Source organism: Janthinobacterium sp. LS2A, from assembly GCF_036543145.1.
In the GTDB taxonomy this organism is placed as follows: domain Bacteria; phylum Pseudomonadota; class Gammaproteobacteria; order Burkholderiales; family Burkholderiaceae_D; genus Janthinobacterium; species Janthinobacterium aestuarii.
The window spans coordinates 802,043-821,912 of record NZ_JAZHPB010000002.1 but is presented as its reverse complement, the minus strand read 5'-3'; the positions used below and the strand labels follow the sequence as shown (position 1 = coordinate 821,912).

Sequence of the window (19,870 nt, the reverse complement as noted above, 5' to 3'; positions counted from 1 at the left end):
TCCAGGTGCAGGATATTTTAGGTAGCCGGATTTGTTAAGCGTACTCAGAAAATCAATCAAATATACCTGGTGTGGCTGTCTGGTGCTTGGCGCCCCTTCGGTGATGGCCGCGACCCCGAATCATGGTGGTCAATCCGGCTATATCAATATGCCCAGCGCCGTGGTGGAAACGGACGGCACCTTCAGCGTCGGCTACAGCTACGACAGCCCGTATGGCCAGTTATGGGCCACGGCGAATATCCTGCCTTTCCTGCAAATGACGGGACGTTATGTATCGATAACGGGCATTCCGGCGTTTGGTAGCAGTGATCCGGAATATGGCAAAGGATACGGCCGCTATAAAGATAAGGTTGTCGATGGGAAATTACGCCTGTGGACGGAGACGGAGTGGATGCCGTCCGTCGCTGTCGGCATGACGGATATGTTCGGTACTGAGCTGTTCAAGGGGCAATATGTGGTCGCCACCAAGACTTTTGGTGCCAGCAAGAATATCGAAGCGAGCCTCGGCTATGCCCATAGACGCCCGGATGGCGTGTTTGCCGGCATGCGCTGGACGCCAAAGGCATTGCCGCGCTGGTCGATGGTGGCCGAATATGACGCGACGAATTATCAGCGCGATATCCGCGCCATCGAGACCGGGGCGGACAAGCGCCGCAAGGGCGCTTCCGTGGGCCTGGAATATCGCTGGGGCTGGCTTGCCCTGCAAGCGGCCCGCAGCCGCGACCAGTTCAGCGTGAACGCCTTTATCAGCATTCCATTTGGCGAGCGCGAGTTCATCCCCAAGGTGTACGAGCCGCCGTATTTCGTCGATGACAAGAATCCGCCACCGCTGCCGAGCAAGGAAGAATGGCACCGGGATCCCGTATATGGCGCCGACCTGGTCAATGCTCTGGTAAAACAGGATTACAAGAATATCCGTGTCGAGCAAGAGGGCAATGTCCTGAGCCTGAGCCTGACCAACAGCCGTATTTCGAACATGGGCCGCGCCGTCGGCCGTGCCGCGCGCACGGCTGTCGCCTTCACGCCGAAGGGCGTAACGACCTTGCGCATCACGTATACCAAGCTGGACCAGCCAATCGCCACCTACGAATTCTTTGATTTGCCAAAACTGAACGACTATTTGGCAGGCAAGATCGACCGCAAGGCATTTCTCGATGTCGTGCTGCTGCGCTATCCTGAAAAAAGCGATGTCATCCGGGATGACCAGCAAGGCTGGTTGCAGGAGTTCCTCGACAAGCCCGCGCCCGTCGTTGCCGCCGCGCCAGCACCTGCGCCCGCGCCGGCAATTGCCGCAGCTCCCGCGCTTGCCACCAGGCCGGCTCCCGCCGTTTCCGCACCGGCTCCTGTCAAGGCTGCCAACGTCCTCAAGGACGATGGCAAGCTGGCCGTCGGTATCGGCGTCGATGGCGACGTGGTGCAGATCAAGTCGCTGGACCGCGAGGCGAACCGTTTCAAGATCGCTCCCAAGGTTGGCTTCTTCTTCAATGACCCGAGCGGCGCCTTCCGCTATTCGATTTCGGCCGTGGCCAACTACGACCGCCGTCTGGGCGATGGCTTGTACCTGAATAGCGCCGCCAGCTTGCAGTTGCTGGAAACGGTATCGGGCGTCAAGCAGCCATCGAACAGCAATTTGCCGCACGTGCGTACCGATATTGCTGAATATTTACGCGGCGGGCGTTTCTCGCTGAGCCGCGTCTTGCTGAACAAATACAACAATCCGGCCGAACGCGTGTATACCCGCATGTCGGCCGGCTTGTATGAAGACATGTTCCGCGGTGTCGGCGGCCAGGTGCTGTACCTGCCGAAGGACAGCCGCTGGGCTGCCGACGTGGCCGTCGATGCCTTGCAACAGCGTGGATTCAAGGGCTTGCTCGATTCGCGCGACTACAAGACAGTGACGGCGATCGGCTCGCTGCATTACCGCTTGCCGCACGATATTACCGTGACGGCGCGCGCCGGCCGCTTCCTGGCCAAAGACACGGGCGTGCGCATGGAATTCAAGCGCCGCTTCCAGTCCGGCATCGAAGTCGGCGCCTGGTACACGCATACGAACGGCAACGATATCACCAGCCCCGGCACGCCATCGAAGCCGTACCAGGACCGTGGTATTTTCCTGTCCGTGCCGCTGAACAGCATGTTGCCGATGGATACGCAATCGACGGCCGGCTTCGCCATCTCGCCATGGACGCGCGACGTGGGGCAGATGGTGGCTTCGCCTGGCGATCTGTACGACATGTTCGAGCGTCCGCGCGCCGACATGCACAGCTACGATGGCCTAGGCAACTTTGCCGAGCGCCCGGACGAACAGCACTTGCCAGCAGTCAATCCGCCGGACCGTCCGTTTGTCAGCCCATGGCCGGCTTTCCGCGCACGCCTGGAGCAATCGTCTTCCGCCTTGCCGCAACCGGCCGAGTGGGTCAAGGCGACGGCCCTGATCGGCGGCGTGGTCGTGGCTTCCGCGCTGGCCGACAAACCTGTCGACCGTTTCGTCAAGAAACATGAAGATTCCAAGGTCTACCGCAACTGGGACAAGCTGGGCAAAGCCATGCCCTACGCGGCAGTGGGCGCCGCTGCCGCTGCTTTCGCTTTGGGCGATGATCGCATGCAAAATACGGGACTCATTTCCCTGCAATCGGTTGCCGCAGCAACGGGCCTGGCGGTGGCCGGCAAGTATGCGTTTGGCCGCGCCCGCCCAGAGGAAGACCGCGGAGCGTGGAGCCGCGTCGGCAGCGGCAATTCCCGCTCGAATTCCTCGTTCCCTTCCGCGCATGCCGCCATCGGTTTTGCCGCCGTGACGCCATTTGCCAAGGAATACGATGCGCCATGGCTGTACAGCGTGGCCGCCGTGGGTTCCGCCGGCCGCGTGTTTGGCCGCAAGCACTGGGTCTCGGATACGGTCGCCGGCGGCATCCTCGGTTACGCCATGGGCAGCTGGCTGTGGCACGCGCAGCGCGACCAGAGCAAATCGGGCCTGTCGATCAATCCCGGACCGAAAGAAATCAGCGTGACCTGGCAGGGCAAGTATTAAAAGCGCATAGCGCCCCTTTACTCATACAACATCATTCATCCAGACAAAGACCAGCATGAAAAAGCAATTTCGTACTTCCCCGCCTTTCGTGAAACACATGATTTTATCGGCTTGCCTGCTGGGCGCAACTTCGGCCTATGCGGCAGGGCAGGAACTTGGCGCGGGTGAGATGCCTCGAACGGATCTTTCGCGGGCACAAGCGAATGACATAGGAGGCAGCAGCTTGCCCAGCATTCGTAGTGGCATCAATGAACAGCGTCACGCAAAATCGCCACCTGCCAATCCCGGCAGCCAGCGTAGTACGGCTGATGTGTCCGTTGGCGCATTTGAAGCGTATGTCGATGGCGTCACAGGGCAAAAATTAAGTGTCTTTGGCAAGGATTTGTTCAGCGATGTACCGTCCACCTTTGCACCGCTCGATGGAGTACAGGTAAACCAGGAATATGTGATCGGTACGGGCGACGAGTTGCAGGTACGCGGCTGGGGCATGGTTGATATCGACGTCAGTGCCACGGTCGACCGCAGCGGTGCGATTTTCATCCCGCGCGTCGGCTCCATCAAGGTCAGCGGCGTGCAGTACAAGGACTTGCAAGGCTACCTGAAGAAAGCCATTGGCAAGATCTATACCAATTTCGACCTGACAGCGAGCATCGCGCAAACGCGTGCCGTGCAAGTGTACGTGGTTGGCCACGCGGTGCGTCCTGGGACATATACCTTGAACTCCATGAGCACTCTGCTCAATGCCTTGTTTACGTCGGGTGGGCCGGACGCCACCGGTAGCATGCGCAATATCCAGCTCAAGCGTGGCAAGGATACCGTCAGCACCTTCGACTTGTATGACATGCTGGTCAACGGTGACAAGAGCCGCGACGTCACCTTGCGCGACGGCGACGTGATTTATATTCCTGAAGTGGGCCCGCTGCTGGCGTTGACGGGGAGCGTAAAACGGCCCGCTATTTTCGAATTGAAGGGCAGTTCCAGCCTGGCTGATGTGTTGAGCTGGGCCGGCGGCTTTGATTCTGCTGCGGAAACGAAGCAGGTGATTGTCGAGAGAAACGTCGATAACCAATACAAGACGGTGCTGGAGTTGGCTGCCGATAAAGACATCAGTCATACCCAGCTGGCCAGTATCGCAGTCAAGCCTACCGATATCCTGCGGGTGTTCGCGCCTGGTGCAGTGCCCGTGCAGGCACAAATCCAGAATGAATACGTGCGCGTGGCCGGCGAGGCAAAGCAGAGCGGTATTTTCCTGTTGAAAAAAGGTGAAACGCTGCGCGAGCTGATCGCCCGTGTCGGCGGCGCCAATGAAAACGGCTACTTGTACGCCACCCAGCTGAACCGCGAATCCGTACGTCGCGCCCAGCAGATCAAACTGAATCAGGTTGCTGACCGCTTTGAACGGGAGCTGGAATCGAATGCGACCCAGCGCATGGCTGCTTCTGGTGACAAGGAAAATGCAGCGAAAACCGCTGCCGAAGTGGAGCAGCAGCGCCGCATCGTGCAAAAACTGCGTTCCGTTAAGGCCGAGGGCCGCATTGTGCTCGATTTGCCCGGCGTTGACACACAAGTCAAAAACCTGCCGGATTTGCCGTTGCAGGACGGCGATTCCATCCTGATCCCGCGCCGTCCTGGTACGGTAGATGTGCTTGGTTCCGTCTTCCAGCAAAATGCGTTCGTTTACCGTCCGCAACGTACGGTTAACGATTATGTACAACAAGCCGGCGGCATCACATCCAACGCGGACAAATCCGAAATGTACGTGATTCGTGCCGATGGCACGGCGCAAAGCGGTCAAGGCACGGGCTGGTTTAGCGGCCTGGGTGGCACGGCGTTGAACCCTGGCGATACCGTCGTGGTACCGGAGAAAATTGAACGTAGCACGTTCATGCAGAGCCTGAAGGACTGGACTGCCATCTTTTATCAGTTTGGTTTGGGTGCGGCTGGTTTGAAAGTGTTGAAAAACTAGAATGCCTGTAAACCGTAAAGTACATCTTTGGTAGTGACTATTGATGGCAGAGCGGTTTTACAGTACTACGCCGTTTATCGCGTGACAATTTCATATACCATCGGTGTGTACTTGACATATAGTTATCCCGATGGTTTTTTAAATATTCAGCCCCTAAAAAATCTTCACGTTATTTTTATTATGCGTGAAATAACGAAGTAGCGAGAAAAAGATGTCAACTGTAAATCCTTCAAATAATAGTGGTGACGGGATGGCTGGAAAATCAGAGTATTTGAATATTTTTGATTTTTTCAAAATAATAAAAAAAAATAAAAGGATCGTATTCCTGACACCGTTGGCATTTGCCGTAGCAACAGCGGCCGTAAGTATGTTGTTACCTAATATATATACTGCGTCAGCGAAAATCCTGCCACCGCAGTCGCAATCAGGCGCATCTCAGTTGCTTGGGCAACTCGGCGGCCTTGGCGGTCTCGCTGGCGCGGCCTTGGGTAGCAAGAATACAGGTGAGACATACGTCGGCATGCTAGGCAGCCGTACTGTTGGCGATAATCTGGTCCAGCGATTCAACCTGATGGAAATATACAAAGCTGATTTCAAAAGTGACGCCCGTAAGGCGCTGAAGAAAGCGACCACGATTACTAATGGACGTGACGGCATTATTGTCATCGATGTCGATGATAAAAATCCTGAACGTGCCGCACTTTTGGCGAATGGTTATGTTCAGGAGCTGCAGAAACTGACAGAATCGTTGGCGATCACGGAAGCTTCAAAACGCAGGTTGTTTCTTGAAAAACGTTTGGGTGAATCTAAAAAAGCTCTTGATGAGTCAGAGCTGGCATTGAAGGAAATTCAGGAGAAAACGGGACTCATTAAGCTTGATGGTCAGGCACAGGCAACGATTACTGCCATTGCAATGATTAAATCACAAATCGCCTCGAAAGAAGTTGCTTTGGCGGCAATGCGTACTTTTGCCACCGCAGACAATCCCCTGTATATCCAGAACAGACAGGAAATAAATGGCTTGAGGGCTCAGCTGGAGAAAGTGGAGCGAGGTACTAATCAGGGCAATGGTGATATTTCCATTTCTACCGAAAAGTTACCGGGTCTGGGCATGGAATATATCAGGAAAGTCAGGGATGTGAAATATAACGAACTGTTGTTCGAAAACCTGGCGAAGCAGTTTGAGATTGCACGTATTGATGAAGCACGCGATAGTTCGATGATTCAGGTACTGGATGATGCGGTGATTCCGGATAGGAAGTCAAAACCTACCCGCAGCATATTGGTGATGATATTTTTGATGTTGGGTGGTATTGTCGGTCTGGTCTGGGCATTTTCAAAAGAAGCGTTGACACAAGTTGGAAATCCATTTCTAAAAAATAATGAATAATTATGCTGGAGGAAAAATTGCCTTCGATTTTTTTGGGTGGACGTTCAAATGTTCTTGAAATATGCCGGCTCGAAAGTCGCGAGAGATATTGTTAAAGTTCTTTCTGGAAACGTTGTAGCACAAGGACTATCATTTCTCGCGATAATTATCATATCGCGGGATCTTGGCCCCAAAAGCTATGGCGATTTTGCCCTGATCATTGCCATTTTCACGTTCCTTACCCAGATATCTGATTTTGGTACGTCTACTTCCTATGTGAAGTTTTTGAGTGAAAATAAATCCGAGGAGAAAACAATATTTTCTTCAGTTTTGATATTCAAGACACTGACAGGCATTCTATTTTCTGCGGCGATCTGGTTTTTTTCATCCGACATATCAGAGTATTTTTTCTCGGTAGACAGGTATGAGTATTATTTCAGGTTGGCCGCCATTGCTCTTGTTTTTCATTCTATCTTGGGGACGGTTATTGCCCATTTTCAGGGGTTGGAGAAATTCAGGCAGTATTCTCTCGTCAGTATTTCGCATTATGCTATTCGGTTCGTGGCGGTAGTCGTCGTTATCTTTGCTTTTTCTGCAGGAAAAAGGTTCGAGTATTTTATCTATATTTATTTCTTCGCTGTCGTGCTTGTTTCAGTATCCGCTATTTATATCTTGAAGACCGGATTTTTATTCAAGTGGAAATACGTTGAAGAAATTTACAAGCTGGGATTTTGGATATTTTTCTCATCAGTAGCGGTCGTTATAATGATGAGAATTGATGTGGTCATGCTGAAGAAATTAGGCGATGCCGAGGCGGTTGGATTCTATTCTGTCGCGTCAAATGTGGCAATGATTCTGCCATTGATTACCATGTCGATCACGGCCACATTGATGCCAAAAATGGAAGCTTTCTTAAGGGAAAGTACCATTCGAGAATTCATTAAGAAAATACTCAAGAAAGTAAAGTATGTCATCGGGATCAGCTTGCTTTTACAAGCGGCCTCACCGTTGATCATCTATATATTATTTGGTGAAGCATATTTAAAAAGTATTCCAGTCTTACTGATACTTGTTGTTTCTTATATGTTTGGCGTCATCGTCAATCCGATCTCTTTGATTTATTACCAGATAAAGAAACCTTTTCTGTTGACTGCTGTGAACTGGGGACAGCTTTTGATCGGTTATTCCCTCAATCTGCTGCTGATTCCCGATTTTGGAGCGATAGGCGCAGCCATTTCTTCGCTCGGCATACATATATTCAGCAGTTCGATTATTGTTGGATATCTTTATTTCTCCAAGATTCGAGATTTCAGTTTAAAAGAGAAACTAATATAAGAAATTGGACAGAATATGCGTGTGGCTTTAATGACGGAATACCATCACATTGGTGGTGGCGAGTCAAATTTACTCAATTTGTGTGAAGAACTGAGCAAGAGTATAGAAGTTGTACTTTTTTGTGACGGTGCAGTTTATAAAAAGGCTAGAGAACTTGGACTTGCATGTAGGAAAACTGATTTGTCGGGAAAAAGATGGCTCCGCTTTATTCCGTTCCTGTCTTTCCCTGCTGAGCTCAGAAAAGAGTTAAATAGTTTTGATGTGGTTCACTCTTACTCATTAAATGTTCTTTCCCGGCTGGCTTTTCTGAAGCGTCCTGTTATATGGACTACGCATGGTTTCTGGGAGAGCCCTTTTGGATTGCGCGCGAAAGTCATCAATCTGATTGTTGATAAAGTAGTAGCAGTTTCTACAGATGTATACGATATTTGTAGCTTTGGATCAGATAAGCTGTCCAAGATATTCCTGGGCACGAAAATGAAAGGAATCCAAGGAACGAAAAAGGAAATTGATCCTCGCAATATTACTATATCCTGCATTGGCCGTTTTCAACGGATAAAAGGCCAGGATATCCTGTTGTCAGCGTTGATGGATATTGCAGAAGAGCGGCGCGACATTAATATAAAATTGCACTTTGTTGGTGGCGTGAATAGTAATAAAAAAGAGGATATTGATTTCCATACGGAATTACATAGTATCGTGGAAACGCAAAGGCATGAGAATCTGGACGTTGTTTTTGATGGATTCCAGGCAGATATTTCTCCCTTTCTGACGGCTAGTGATTTTATCGTCGTACCTTCTCGTTATGAATCTTTTAGCATGGTAGCAATTGAAGCTCTTGCATATGGCAAGGCAGTGATTTGTCCGAATATCGGTGGCCCTAAAGATATTATTAACGCCAAAAATATTGGAATCTTGTTCACTCCGGAAGACTCCACAGCGCTGAAGAAATCAATATTGGAAATGATTGAGAGTTTTGAGATGTTTGATCCAGAGCAAGCCAGGGTTAGGGCTGAGGATTTTTCTATTGTTCGCCAGGCTCGTGAACATTTGACGATTTATCAGGACGCCTGTAATGGATAAAGTATTGATTGTTGCGACCAGTTATCCTTATCCCGAGTATAGGGACGGCCTGGCGAAAATAAATGCAAATTTGCTAAAGAAAAATGATTATTTTGATGCCGATATGCTTTGTATTGGTGATTTAGGTGATTTGAACACTTCCGATGTTGGAAATATATTTAAAATTTCTCCAAGGAAGAAGAAAAATAAGTTCTCCCAAATTTTCAGTTTCATTTTTTCGATGAAACCAATTAATGTATCGAAATATTCTGAATATGTTCGTCAATACAAAGATTTTTTGCTCGAACATCACTCTCGTTATTCGGTTATTCATCTTAGTTCCCCCTATCTGGCGGAAATAGCTATTGGCATGCCATCAGAAATTGTCAATAAGATGATTATTTTCCCTATCGACTGTATGACGCTATTCTGGTGTCGCCGCAAGAAAAATGAAGAGAATATTCTTAAAAAAATAATTTATTCGATCGAATTTCTGAAGTGTTCGTCATTCGAGAAGAGATATTATAATATATTCAAGGCTGCCGTCTTTGTTTCGGATGTCGACCGAGATTATGCCAAGGCAATTACCAAAAAAGATAATTATTACTGTATTCCTAATGGTGTAGATGTAGATTACTTCAAGTCTGATAGTTTGGCTCAAAGGGATAAAAATTTCCTGATTTTTACAGGAGACATGTCATACGCCCCAAATAAGGATGCGGTCAATTTTTTAGTTAATAAAGTACTCCCAAAAATAGACCAAAAATTTCAACCACATCTGCTTCTGGTAGGGCAAAAGCCGGATGAAACCACGTTATCTTTTGCTAGTGAACATATCACCGTGACTGGTTTTGTCGAGGATCTGAGGCCATACCTGAACCGTTCCAAGGTCTATATTTCTCCTTTGCGCTTTGGAAGTGGAATTAAGAATAAAATTCTGGAAGCCATGTCCATGGGGATGGTTGTTATTGGGACGAAGGTAAGCTTTGAAGGGATCGGATGTACCCCTGGTCATGATTGTGTACAGGTCGAGGTTGATGAATTTAAAATGGCAAAAGCCGTGGAAGAAATTTTTCAGAATCAAGTAGCTTATACGTCAATGCGCAAAAATGCCAGGGACTTGGCTGAGAAGAAGTATTCCTGGGATTCCATAAGAAAAGCATACGGATTGATTTATGAAAATCGCTTTAGTAACTGACAAATTTTCTACCGGCGGGGGATTGGAACATATTTATCAACTATGTCGCGGCATGCCGGATGTAGAGTTTGGTGTGTTTGCTAAAGATGGGAATGCCAAGGACAAATTCCTTTTACTGGACAATGTTACTGTCTTCAATAACGGATACACCTCGGAATCCATTGTTGCCTATGCTCCTGATGTGATTCACTTCCACCATTTAAGGCCGTTGCTGGCATTTAGAGGTAAAGCCAAGAAAACCATGTTTACAGTACATGGAATTCATTTGCACCAGTATGAATTCAAAAACGGAACTGTATCAAAGATTCAATATTTCATCCGATTAAATCTTGAGAAATTTTTATATCGAAAAGTTGATAAAATCATTTCGGTATCATATGAGGATGAATATTTTATTGAAGAAAAATATGGAGTTAAGGCAAAGACCGTATTTAACGGAATTCAATTCGACGCAATAAAAGATGTTCAGGGAAGTCAAGATAGCTATAGAATTTTATTAGATATCCCTTTGGATCGGAAAATCTTTCTTACCGTCGCGCGTTTTGATTTTCCCAAAGGATATGATGTATTAATCAAGGCGATTGGGCTTCTGAAGCAGCAAGATAAATTAACCAACCAGCTGTTTGTCTTTGCTGGCGATGGTGCCGAGCTGGCCTCGATGCAGGAACTAGCCGTTACGCTAAAGATCGATAAACATGTGCGATTTTTAGGGCGTCGGACGGACGTCTATGAGCTGATGAAAGCGGCTGATGTTTTCATACTTCCAAGCAGGTGGGAAGGGTTACCCATTACATTAATCGAATCGCTGGTCTCACATTTGCCGGTTATCGCTAGCAATACCTATGGCATAAAAACGGTTTTTAATGAAATAAAAAATAACATTTCTCTTTTTGAAAACGAGAATTCTTCAGATTTGGCAAAGGTTATTCTTGAGGAACTTACCTACAAGCCATGCGATATGAGCATTTTTTCACTTGCTCCCATGATATCGGCTATGCAGAAGGAATACTCAAATGTATAAAATAAGAAAATCCCTGATATTTTTCATATTTTTCTTTTTTTTATTAAGTGTCATTTCCATGCCTATGGCATTGTTGGATAAATTCACTATTGCAGGAAGTGAATTTTCAGCATCCTACATATTTGTATTTTGCATGATACTCACTTTCGTGGTTTTTGCTTTGTCGAGTATAAGGAAAAATTTTCCAATTGAAATAGATAAGAATTTTTTGTGCGTAATTGCTCTTGCCTTCAATTTTTTATTTTTTTCCTTGCTCAATGAGCCAGATGGCGGGTTTTTTCTTGGAATATCCTTTTGGATAATATCTATATTCATTGGTTTGAATATAGATACCTTGAGCGGAACTAAATTTCTAAAAATAATATTTTTTCTAGCATGGACTTTGTCCATTATCGGGTTGATATTGTATTTTCTGAATTTACCATTGCTCGATTTGAAAACGGCTGGCCGCGAACTTTATTTTATAAACTCGAATGGTTATTATAGGGCATCGTCTGTATTCTTGAACCCGAATAGTTTTGCATATTTTTTGGTGTTCTATTTTTGTATTTTCTCTACATCAAGAAAATATGACATAAAGCACTGTGCTGTATTCCTGATTGTTTTTCTTGCATTCTACTTTTCCGAGTCCAGGTCGGCCATGCTGTCTCTGTTCCTGATTTTCTTGTTTGCCATCTTTGTAAGGACAAAGCCGGCCAATTTGTCAGGGAAATTGTACTTCCTTAATATAGCCATTCTTTTGGCATTGTTCTTCTTGTTGCTATTGTCCGGCGATCTTTTCTCATATGACATCAGGTTCGAAAAATGGCACATGGCACTTGATATCTTTTTTGGAAATTATGAATACCTGTTGAAGGGAATTCCTTTTTCTGTTCCGTTATCCTCTCAAGGAATTACTTTTAGCGATAATATGTTTTTATATATATTATTCAGGCTGGGTTTCTTTGGTTTTTTGGGTTTCTTTGTATTTTATATTTCTATATTAAAAAAATCATGCACAATCTTGGCGAACGAAAGTACCCATAGCCAAAGTGCACCGTATGCAATGTATTTTCTTGTGTCATCAGTTTCGATGTTTTATTCAAACTTCTTATTGTTTTATCCAATAATGATTTTGCATGGAATTGTGGTCGGCGTCGTTTTGCAAGAAAAAAATGTTAAAAGTAGGTGTGGAAAATAATGAAGATTGCAATTGTTCATGAGTGGTTCGTAAACTATGCGGGCTCAGAGAAAGTCGTCGAGAAAATTCTGGAGTGTTATCCCGATGCAGATCTGTTTGCTTTGGTTGATTTTTTGCCAGACGATAGCAGAAAATTTATTATGAATAAAAAGGTGAAAACATCATTTATTCAGAAATTGCCAATGGCGAAGAAGTCTTATAGAAATTATATTGCGTTGATGCCAATTGCAATAGAGCAATTTGATCTTTCATCTTACGATTTAATTATTTCCAGCTCACATGCCGTGGCGAAAGGTGTATTGACAGGACCAGATCAATTACATATCAGCTATGTTCATTCTCCAATCCGATACGCTTGGGATTTTCAGCATCAGTATCTACAAGAATCAGGGTTGACAAAGGGATTGAAATCCATATTGGCGCGCTGGATTTTGCATAAAATCAGATTGTGGGACACTCGTACATCCAATGGTGTTGATTATTTTTTGGCCAATTCTCACTTCATAGCAAGAAGAATTATGAAGTCATATCACCGGCAAGCTACTGTAATTTATCCACCGGTTGATGTAGATGCGTTTACGTTTCAGGGCGAAAAAGAGGAATTTTATCTCACCGCATCGAGAATGGTTCCCTACAAAAAAATTGATTTAATTGTGGCCGCTTTTTCATTAATGAAGGACAAGCGGCTTGTTGTCATTGGCGACGGTCCGGACTTCGAAAAAATAAAGTTGAAGGCTGGCGAAAATGTCGAATTACTGGGTTATCAGGAATTTGATGTATTAAAAAAATACATGATGAATGCCAAGGCTTTTGTATTTGCGGCAGAGGAGGATTTTGGTATCACTCCGGTAGAGGCTCAGGCTTGTGGTACGCCAGTTATTGCATTTGGTAAAGGCGGGGCGCTTGAAACTGTTTTGCCGTTATCACATGAGACACCTACTGGAGTGTTATTTTCACAGCAGACAGTCGAGTCGGTCATCGAAGCGGTGAACACATTTGAAAATAGCTCTGCACAGATATCGGCGGAAAACTGCAGAAAAAATGCTGTACGATTTAGTAATGACCGTTTTAAAAGCGAGTTTGTTGACTTTGTCAAAAAATCCCATGAAGACTGCAATGAGAGAAAATTTACAGTTCCTGAGAAATTATTGACTTGAGAACTGAGGTTACTGTCGAAGAGAGAACCCATCGCATTTGCTTCTCTGCTGAATATAAAATACAGAATCTCGGTTTCATCCATGAATCAGCTGATGGAGTCAACTTCATCCAGTGGATTCGTCAGCGCTGGCTCGCCATCGTCTTCCCTTGAGCGCCGCGCGTCTTCATGCCAGGCTGTTTGGTTGACGCGGCTATACCGCCACTGGCGCGACTGTTGCCAGGATCGGCTTGTCAGCAGGCATCAAGGTCAGGCTGGCCACATGACCGCCATGTGCGCCAGCATGAACGGACTGGCGACAACGGCGTTGGCCGAAAGGGCCGTTACAAGGAGAGGACGACTTTTGACACTTACGCCCGGGAATTATCTGTACCTGAAAAGCACTCCATCTCCCAACTATGTGAGGCCATCCTCTGACGCGATACGGCACCCTGCTCAGGACCGCGCCGGGTAAAAAAGAGGCCAGACCGTGCATGTGCGCGGTTTGGCCTTGATTTTTTACAACCGTGACAAGCGTCGCTGCTATTTTTTGAAATTGCAATCTTGTTATAGATCAGAGCGTTTTTTCCCGGAAAATCTGGGAATTAATTGATCAGGCGTTATGGCGACCATTAATGGCATCTACTCTTTGCAATGAAAGGACATCCGCATATATGGAACCTGATTTGCCGGGAGTTGTTCACTATTGACCGCCGATGGCGGTTGGTGATCACCTACAATGTAGGCTTCGGTACACCCCATATCAGCACTCATGCTCAAGGTGGCTGCCATGCTGCCAATGGCATTGCGCGCAACAATTTGTGAATCGCCGATAGCATCGATATCCCGGAAATACTGGGTTGGAGTTTCCAGCATGGACGAGGCGACCGGTTCATGACTGGACAATGAAAGCATGTATAAAAATGCCCTATCTTCATGACGTATCAAGTCAATGCCAAAAGTAATCATATCCTCATCACAAATGCCTGCAAATGGTCCGGGGCAGGTATTGAGTTGCCGCATTTCCGGTTGAAAGTATGCATTATCGATACCCAAGTGCTTCCAAACAGTATCGCGCGCATAAAACATTTTTTGATAACCATGCACTCCAAAAACTTCATACCCCTTGTTTTTCATATACGCAGGTGCGCAGTTATCGGCAACCGATGAAAAGTTGGTGCCAGAATCGAGTTTTATATATTGGGAACATAACTCGCGGATCTCTCCCTGCATGGTAGAACCGTGGTAGTCGGTAAAACCTGAGTCAAGCACTTTGACACCGTCGCGCTGTAACCGCTTCTTAATTGACACCAACGATGCCTGGCTCTCTCCCCATGACTCCACAACCATCAAAACCATCTTTTGGGGCATCTTTTCTGCACCCTTGATATGATTTAAAAATGTTGGCTCGGCAGTTTTCCCCAAAAAATTCTTGTCACTAGAGATATCATCAAGAAACAATGTCTTTATTGCAAACGGCGATGGTGTAATGATCGATTTCCGTAGCGATGTTGGGCCCACATCAAACATCGACATGGTGGATTTTAAAATAAGTAAAAAAACTCCAATAATTAATGCAAATTTTCTGAATCCCAGGGAACTTTTTCTATATATGTCGGAGAAAACGAAGAATGACATTACTGCCACAAATAAAAAGCAGGTAAATAATACAGGCGTAGGGGCATTTCCCATTACTGTAAAGAAATAGAAATTATAAGCGTTCGGTCGGATATTCCAATTTGCCAAAATGGAAATTAAAAAGACAAAGAACCAGACGGTCTTTATCAAGAGAGATAGCCAAGGCTTGAGGCGTTTTTCCATGTAAGGAAAAAACAACGGCTCGATACATATGTATATCCTGCCGAATGCAAAACTCCAGATAATGCTGGGTAACAACATCCATAAAAAACAGCGAACATATACGAATTTTTTAGATTGAAGAGAAAAAGATTGATCTTCTTGTAGTGTATAAGGTGAACTCATGAATTTGGAAATGCAAAAAAAGGAATTTTATTGGCGCGAGGAAGAATCTCAGAAAGCACCAAAAGATGTGAATATTTGGCAATGTTTTTTTTGGGTATTTATTGTAACACGCTTGTCATAAATTCTGCCTAGCATACCCACATTCAAAAACGCCGTATAGTCGTGCAAAAAAAAACGCTGTATTTGGTTCATTTTTGTGACAGTTCAGTGGCAGTGAACCAGCTGGTCTTGAAGCAGGCTGTCTTACACTGACGTGTCCAAGTCGGCCGGAAATGTGGTGGTATGGGCTTGTCCTGAGCTGCGGCGCAACGTCGAAGCGTGGGCTCGACGACCGGGCATCATGTCATCGACACTTCGAATATCCGGCATCGTTCCGCGACGCAGCCTCGCATGGACGGAGCTTGGTAGCAGCGATTGCCCTGGAATGGCCTGCGATAGTGTACGGCTTGGCCTTTTGATTCCTCAGCAGACCAATTTTGGACGCGAGGTTAGCAGTGTTTAGGCGAAGACATCGGCATTGGCCAGCAATGCGCCAAGTTTGTCCTTACCCGACAAGAGCGGTTCGCCATCCAGCGGCTAGTTGATGCCGATTGCCGGGTCATTCCACAGGAGACTACGTTCAAATTCCGGTGCCCAGTAATCGGTCGTTTTGTAGAGGAATTCAGCGCTGTCGCTGGTGACCAAGAAGCCATGGGCGAAGCCTTCAGGAATCCATATCTGGCGGTAGTTGGCCGCTGAAAGGTCGCGCCTGTCCAGTGGCCGAATGTCGGCGAGCTCTTGCTTAGGTCGACGGCAACGCCGAATACTTCGTCGGCGGTGACGCGTACGAGTTTGCCTTGCGGCTGCTGGATCTGATAGTGCAGGCCGCGCAACACCCCCTTGGTCGACTTGGAATGGTTACACTGTACGAAGTCGCGCGTGACGCCGGTCAGTTCGGCAAAGCGCTTCTGGTTGAAGCTTTCGCAGGAAAAGGCCCGGTCGTCGCCGAACACGGTGGGCTCGAGAATCAGGATATCAAGTATGGCGGTTGTTTGAATTGCATGATGTGAAATGAGCAGTAAGCCTTTTAGTATATTTTTTCTTCGAGCAGGCGCAGCAGGTATTGACCGTAGGCGTTCTTTTTCAAGGGTTGCGCCAATGCCTCGAGCTTGGCCGCGTCGATGTAGCCGCGGCGGTAGGCGATTTCTTCTGGGCAGGCAACTTTCAAGCCTTGGCGGTTCTCGATGGTCGCGATGAATTGGCCCGCTTCGAGCAGGGATTCATGCGTGCCGGTATCCAGCCAGGCCATGCCGCGCCCCATCAGCTCAACGTTCAACTGCCCGCGCTCCAGATAGGTGCGGTTGACATCCGTAATTTCCAGCTCGCCACGTGCTGACGGGGCGATGCCGGCAGCGATATCGCACACCTGGCTGTCGTAGAAATACAGGCCGGTGACGGCGTAGTTCGATTTTGGCTTGAGCGGCTTTTCCTCGATGCTGACGGCGCGACGTTGCGCGTCGAAATCGACGACGCCATAACGTTCCGGATCGTGCACGTGATAGGCGAATACGGTCGAGCCGCTGGTGCGTGCCGAGGCTTCGCGCAACTGCGTTTCAAAGTCATGGCCGTAATAGATGTTGTCGCCCAGAATCAGGGCCGATGGAGCATCGCCGACAAACTCTTTGCCGATAATGAACGCCTGTGCCAGACCGTCCGGAGTCGGCTGCACGGCGTAGCTGAGCTTGATACCCCACTGGCTGCCGTCATTCAGTAACTCTTGGAAGCGCGGTGTATCTTGTGGCGTGGAAATGATCAGGATGTCGCGTATGCCGGCCAGCATCAGCGTGGTCAGCGGGTAGTAGATCATCGGCTTGTCATACACGGGCAGCAGCTGCTTCGATACGGCCATGGTGACGGGATACAGGCGCGTGCCGGAACCGCCAGCGAGAATAATGCCCTTGCGTTCGATGGTGGTTCCCATTATTTTTGCTCCTGGGCCGTCTCGCGTGCCGCGTAGTTTTTCTCGACCCACTTCAGGTAATCGCCCGACTGCACATCGCGTACCCAAGCCTGGTTGTCCAGGTACCACTGGACGGTCTTGCGGATGCCGGTGGCGAAGGTTTCGGCCGGCTTCCAGCCCAGTTCGCGCTCGATCTTGCGCGCGTCGATGGCATAGCGGCGGTCGTGGCCCGGGCGATCCTGCACATAGGTGATTTGTTCGCGATAGCTGCCGGACGTCTTTGGATCTAGTGTATCGAGAATGTCGCACAAGGTATGGACGACTTCCAGGTTGGCCATTTCATTCCAGCCGCCGACGTTGTAGACCTCGCCCAGGCGTCCTGCTTCCAGGACGCGGCGGATTGCCGAGCAATGGTCGCCTACGTACAGCCAGTCGCGCACCTGCATGCCATCGCCATAGATAGGCAAGGCTTTGCCGGCACGGGCATTGCTGATGATGAGCGGAATCAGCTTTTCCGGGAAATGGAAGGAGCCATAGTTGTTCGAGCAATTGGTGGTGAGCACCGGCATGCCGTACGTATGGAAATACGCGCGCACCAGATGATCGGACGCCGCTTTCGATGCCGAGTAGGGGCTGTTCGGCGCATATGGCGTTGTTTCCGTGAACGGAGGATCATTCGGTCCCAGGGTGCCATACACCTCGTCGGTCGAGACGTGCAGGAAGCGGAAACCGTCCTTGGCTTCGCCTGTCAGGCCGGACCAGTAAGCGCGTGCCGCTTCGAGCAGGCTGAAAGTGCCGTTGACGTTGGTTGAAATGAATTCGCCGGGACTATGGATCGAGCGATCGACATGGCTCTCAGCGGCAAAATGCACGATGGCGCGGGGCTGGTGTTCGGCCAGCAGGCGGGAGATGTGGGCGGTATCGCAAATATCGCCGCGTACGAAGATATGCCGCGGGTCTTGCTCCAGACTGGCCAGATTGCTGAGATTGCCAGCATAGGTCAGTTTGTCAAAATTGACCACGGGCTCATCGTTGAGCGCCAGCCAGTCGCGTACAAAATTGGAACCGATGAAGCCGGCGCCGCCAGTCACTAAGATCATACTGTTATCCTTTTCTTACTGTGTAAGTTATCAAATTCTACACTGTATATTTTATTAATACGCGCCATCTTTCTTGAAGATGACTTTGACTGTTTTCAGCAGAATGACGATGTCGTTGAACAGAGACCAATTCTTGACGTACCAGGCATCGAGATAAACGCGCGTATCATAGCTGACGTCGTTCCTGCCGCTCACTTGCCATAAGCCTGTGACCCCGGGTTTCGCCTCAAGATAATAGTCGATCTGGTTGCCGTAGCGTTCCAGTTCCGCATCGACAACGGGACGCGGACCGACCAGGCTCATTTCGCCTTTCAGCACGTTCCACAGTTGTGGCAGTTCATCGAGGCTGGTCCGGCGCAGGAAGTGGCCGATCGACGTGATGCGCGGGTCGTTCTTCAGTTTGAAATCACGGTCCCATTCGGCACGGGCTTCAGGATCGCGTTCCAGTAATTCCTTCAGCAAAACGTCGGCATTCACGGCCATGGTGCGGAACTTGTAGCAAAGAAAATGCTTGCCATTCTGACCTACGCGTTTGTGGCCGTAGAAGATGGGACGGCCCGATGCCATGACCTTGGCTGCGATCCACAGCAAGACGGGGGCGCCGATGATCAATACGCCGACCGAGGCTATCAGATCAAAGCAGCGTTTAATCAGCTGCAAGCCTGGCCGCGCCAGGTTATTGCGCATGGTCAGCAGCAGCACTTCATGTGCAAAGAAATGGTTCACTTCCATGCCGTACAGGGGAAGTCCACGGACGGCAGGTACTACTTGCATATTGGCAACGCAACGGCTGACCTGCTGGATCATGCCCTGATAAGCGTCGATGCCGCCTTGCTCCAGGGCGACAACCGTATGTGGGTCGCCCAGCAGTTTAAGCGTTTGTTCCGGTTTTTCGCCCAGCTGAATGCAGGGCACAATTTGCTTGCTGCGGTTGACATAACGATGTTCGAGGCGGCCTTGACCTTCGGGGATCAGGAACGCAATCAGGCGGTAGCCCATTAACGCTTCCTCATCGAAAGCGCGCGCTGTTTGCAAGGCGTTGTCACCCCATCCGATGATGACCATGGGCCGTATCCAGCCGCCAGCTTTCATCAGCAGGTATTTGATCATGCCACGCAGCAGCAAGACGCAGCATGGCACCAGCAGCCAGGTCGCCAAGAGTGCCTCGCGCGACGAGTCGCGCTTGTCGAGGAAGACGAGGGCCGCGTCGATCAGGCCCATGACCATGGCGATCTTCAGCAGTTCTTTGATTTCATTCGAGTACGGACGGCGTTTGGCATGATGCCCCTTCAGCTTGAAGATAGCCACGGTGACCAGGGATAGCAGGCTGTAACTGAGCAGGCGCGAGCTATCCAGCCCAAAGCTGTTCAAGTCGGTGGCATCGATAGTCCATTTTCCAGAAAACCAGAATGCCATGAACATGGCAAGTGCATCGGCAACGGTGAGAAAATATTTTTCTGCCCTGCCGCTGCAATACCATTTCACTTCTTGTACAAAGATGCCTTCGATTGGTTTCATGATGACTTGCTAAACCTTATAAACTTCAGTGTGAAT

Annotated in this window: 13 protein-coding genes and 2 pseudogenes; 9 read left to right on the top strand and 6 right to left on the bottom strand. The window is 48.4% G+C overall.

Annotated features, from left to right (window positions below):
• Positions 1 to 148 precede the first annotated feature (148 nt).
• The 7 genes from V3C40_RS09530 (at position 149) to V3C40_RS09500 (ending at position 10,979) form a co-directional block, all read left to right on the top strand.
• Complete coding sequence (locus tag V3C40_RS09530; protein WP_442907237.1) at positions 149 to 3,028, top strand: YjbH domain-containing protein; 2,880 nt, start codon at positions 149 to 151, stop codon at positions 3,026 to 3,028.
• Between the two features lie 55 nt (positions 3,029 to 3,083).
• The gene (locus V3C40_RS09525) at positions 3,084 to 4,994 is read left to right on the top strand and encodes an SLBB domain-containing protein (RefSeq protein WP_331777267.1); all 1,911 of its coding nucleotides are present in this window, start codon (positions 3,084 to 3,086) and stop codon (positions 4,992 to 4,994) included.
• Positions 4,995 to 5,205: 211 nt separating this feature from the next.
• The gene (locus V3C40_RS09520) at positions 5,206 to 6,384 is read left to right on the top strand and encodes a GumC family protein (protein ID WP_331777266.1); all 1,179 of its coding nucleotides are present in this window, start codon (positions 5,206 to 5,208) and stop codon (positions 6,382 to 6,384) included.
• A gap of 48 nt (positions 6,385 to 6,432) precedes the next feature.
• On the top strand, positions 6,433 to 7,698 hold the full coding sequence (locus tag V3C40_RS09515; protein ID WP_331777265.1) for a flippase: 1,266 nt from the start codon (positions 6,433 to 6,435) through the stop codon (positions 7,696 to 7,698).
• 15 nt (positions 7,699 to 7,713) lie between these two features.
• On the top strand, positions 7,714 to 8,781 hold the full coding sequence (locus tag V3C40_RS09510) for a glycosyltransferase family 4 protein (RefSeq protein ID WP_331777264.1): 1,068 nt from the start codon (positions 7,714 to 7,716) through the stop codon (positions 8,779 to 8,781).
• Complete coding sequence (locus tag V3C40_RS09505; RefSeq protein ID WP_331777263.1) at positions 8,774 to 9,958, top strand: glycosyltransferase; 1,185 nt, start codon at positions 8,774 to 8,776, stop codon at positions 9,956 to 9,958. The genes V3C40_RS09510 and V3C40_RS09505 overlap by 8 nt, the downstream gene beginning before the upstream one ends.
• Positions 9,936 to 10,979, top strand: a complete 1,044-nt coding sequence (locus V3C40_RS09500; RefSeq protein ID WP_331777262.1) for a glycosyltransferase family 4 protein — start codon at positions 9,936 to 9,938, stop codon at positions 10,977 to 10,979. The genes V3C40_RS09505 and V3C40_RS09500 overlap by 23 nt, the downstream gene beginning before the upstream one ends.
• 114 nt (positions 10,980 to 11,093) lie before the next feature.
• On the opposite strand, the gene V3C40_RS09495 is transcribed toward V3C40_RS09500, so the two are convergent.
• Positions 11,094 to 11,369 carry a hypothetical protein gene (locus tag V3C40_RS09495; protein WP_319990525.1) on the bottom strand — a complete coding sequence of 92 codons (276 nt, stop codon included), beginning with the start codon at positions 11,367 to 11,369 and terminating at the stop codon, positions 11,094 to 11,096.
• A gap of 142 nt (positions 11,370 to 11,511) precedes the next feature.
• On the opposite strand from V3C40_RS09495, the gene V3C40_RS09490 reads away from it, so the two are divergent.
• Both V3C40_RS09490 and V3C40_RS09485 read left to right on the top strand, forming a co-directional pair.
• A complete protein-coding gene (locus V3C40_RS09490; protein WP_331777348.1) occupies positions 11,512 to 12,159 on the top strand; it encodes an O-antigen ligase family protein in 648 nt (215 codons plus the stop codon).
• Positions 12,159 to 13,262: pseudogene (locus tag V3C40_RS09485) on the top strand (glycosyltransferase family 4 protein); the annotation flags it as partial. The gene V3C40_RS09490 and the pseudogene V3C40_RS09485, both read left to right, overlap by 1 nt.
• A gap of 674 nt (positions 13,263 to 13,936) precedes the next feature.
• Here the strand turns inward: V3C40_RS09485 and V3C40_RS09480 are convergent.
• The 5 genes and pseudogenes from V3C40_RS09480 to wbaP all read right to left on the bottom strand — a co-directional run bounded on the left by V3C40_RS09480 (position 13,937) and on the right by wbaP (position 19,834).
• Complete coding sequence (locus V3C40_RS09480) at positions 13,937 to 15,277, bottom strand: sulfatase-like hydrolase/transferase (protein WP_331777261.1); 1,341 nt, start codon at positions 15,275 to 15,277, stop codon at positions 13,937 to 13,939.
• 498 nt (positions 15,278 to 15,775) lie between these two features.
• Positions 15,776 to 16,314, bottom strand: a pseudogene (gene rfbC / locus V3C40_RS09475) (dTDP-4-dehydrorhamnose 3,5-epimerase).
• Between the two features lie 29 nt (positions 16,315 to 16,343).
• The gene (rfbA, locus tag V3C40_RS09470) at positions 16,344 to 17,237 is read right to left on the bottom strand and encodes a glucose-1-phosphate thymidylyltransferase RfbA (RefSeq protein ID WP_070302889.1); all 894 of its coding nucleotides are present in this window, start codon (positions 17,235 to 17,237) and stop codon (positions 16,344 to 16,346) included.
• A complete protein-coding gene (gene rfbB, locus V3C40_RS09465; RefSeq protein ID WP_331777260.1) occupies positions 17,237 to 18,316 on the bottom strand; it encodes a dTDP-glucose 4,6-dehydratase in 1,080 nt (359 codons plus the stop codon). The genes rfbA and rfbB overlap by 1 nt, the downstream gene beginning before the upstream one ends.
• A 54-nt stretch (positions 18,317 to 18,370) precedes the next feature.
• A complete protein-coding gene (gene wbaP, locus V3C40_RS09460; protein ID WP_331777259.1) occupies positions 18,371 to 19,834 on the bottom strand; it encodes an undecaprenyl-phosphate galactose phosphotransferase WbaP in 1,464 nt (487 codons plus the stop codon).
• Positions 19,835 to 19,870: the final 36 nt, after the last annotated feature.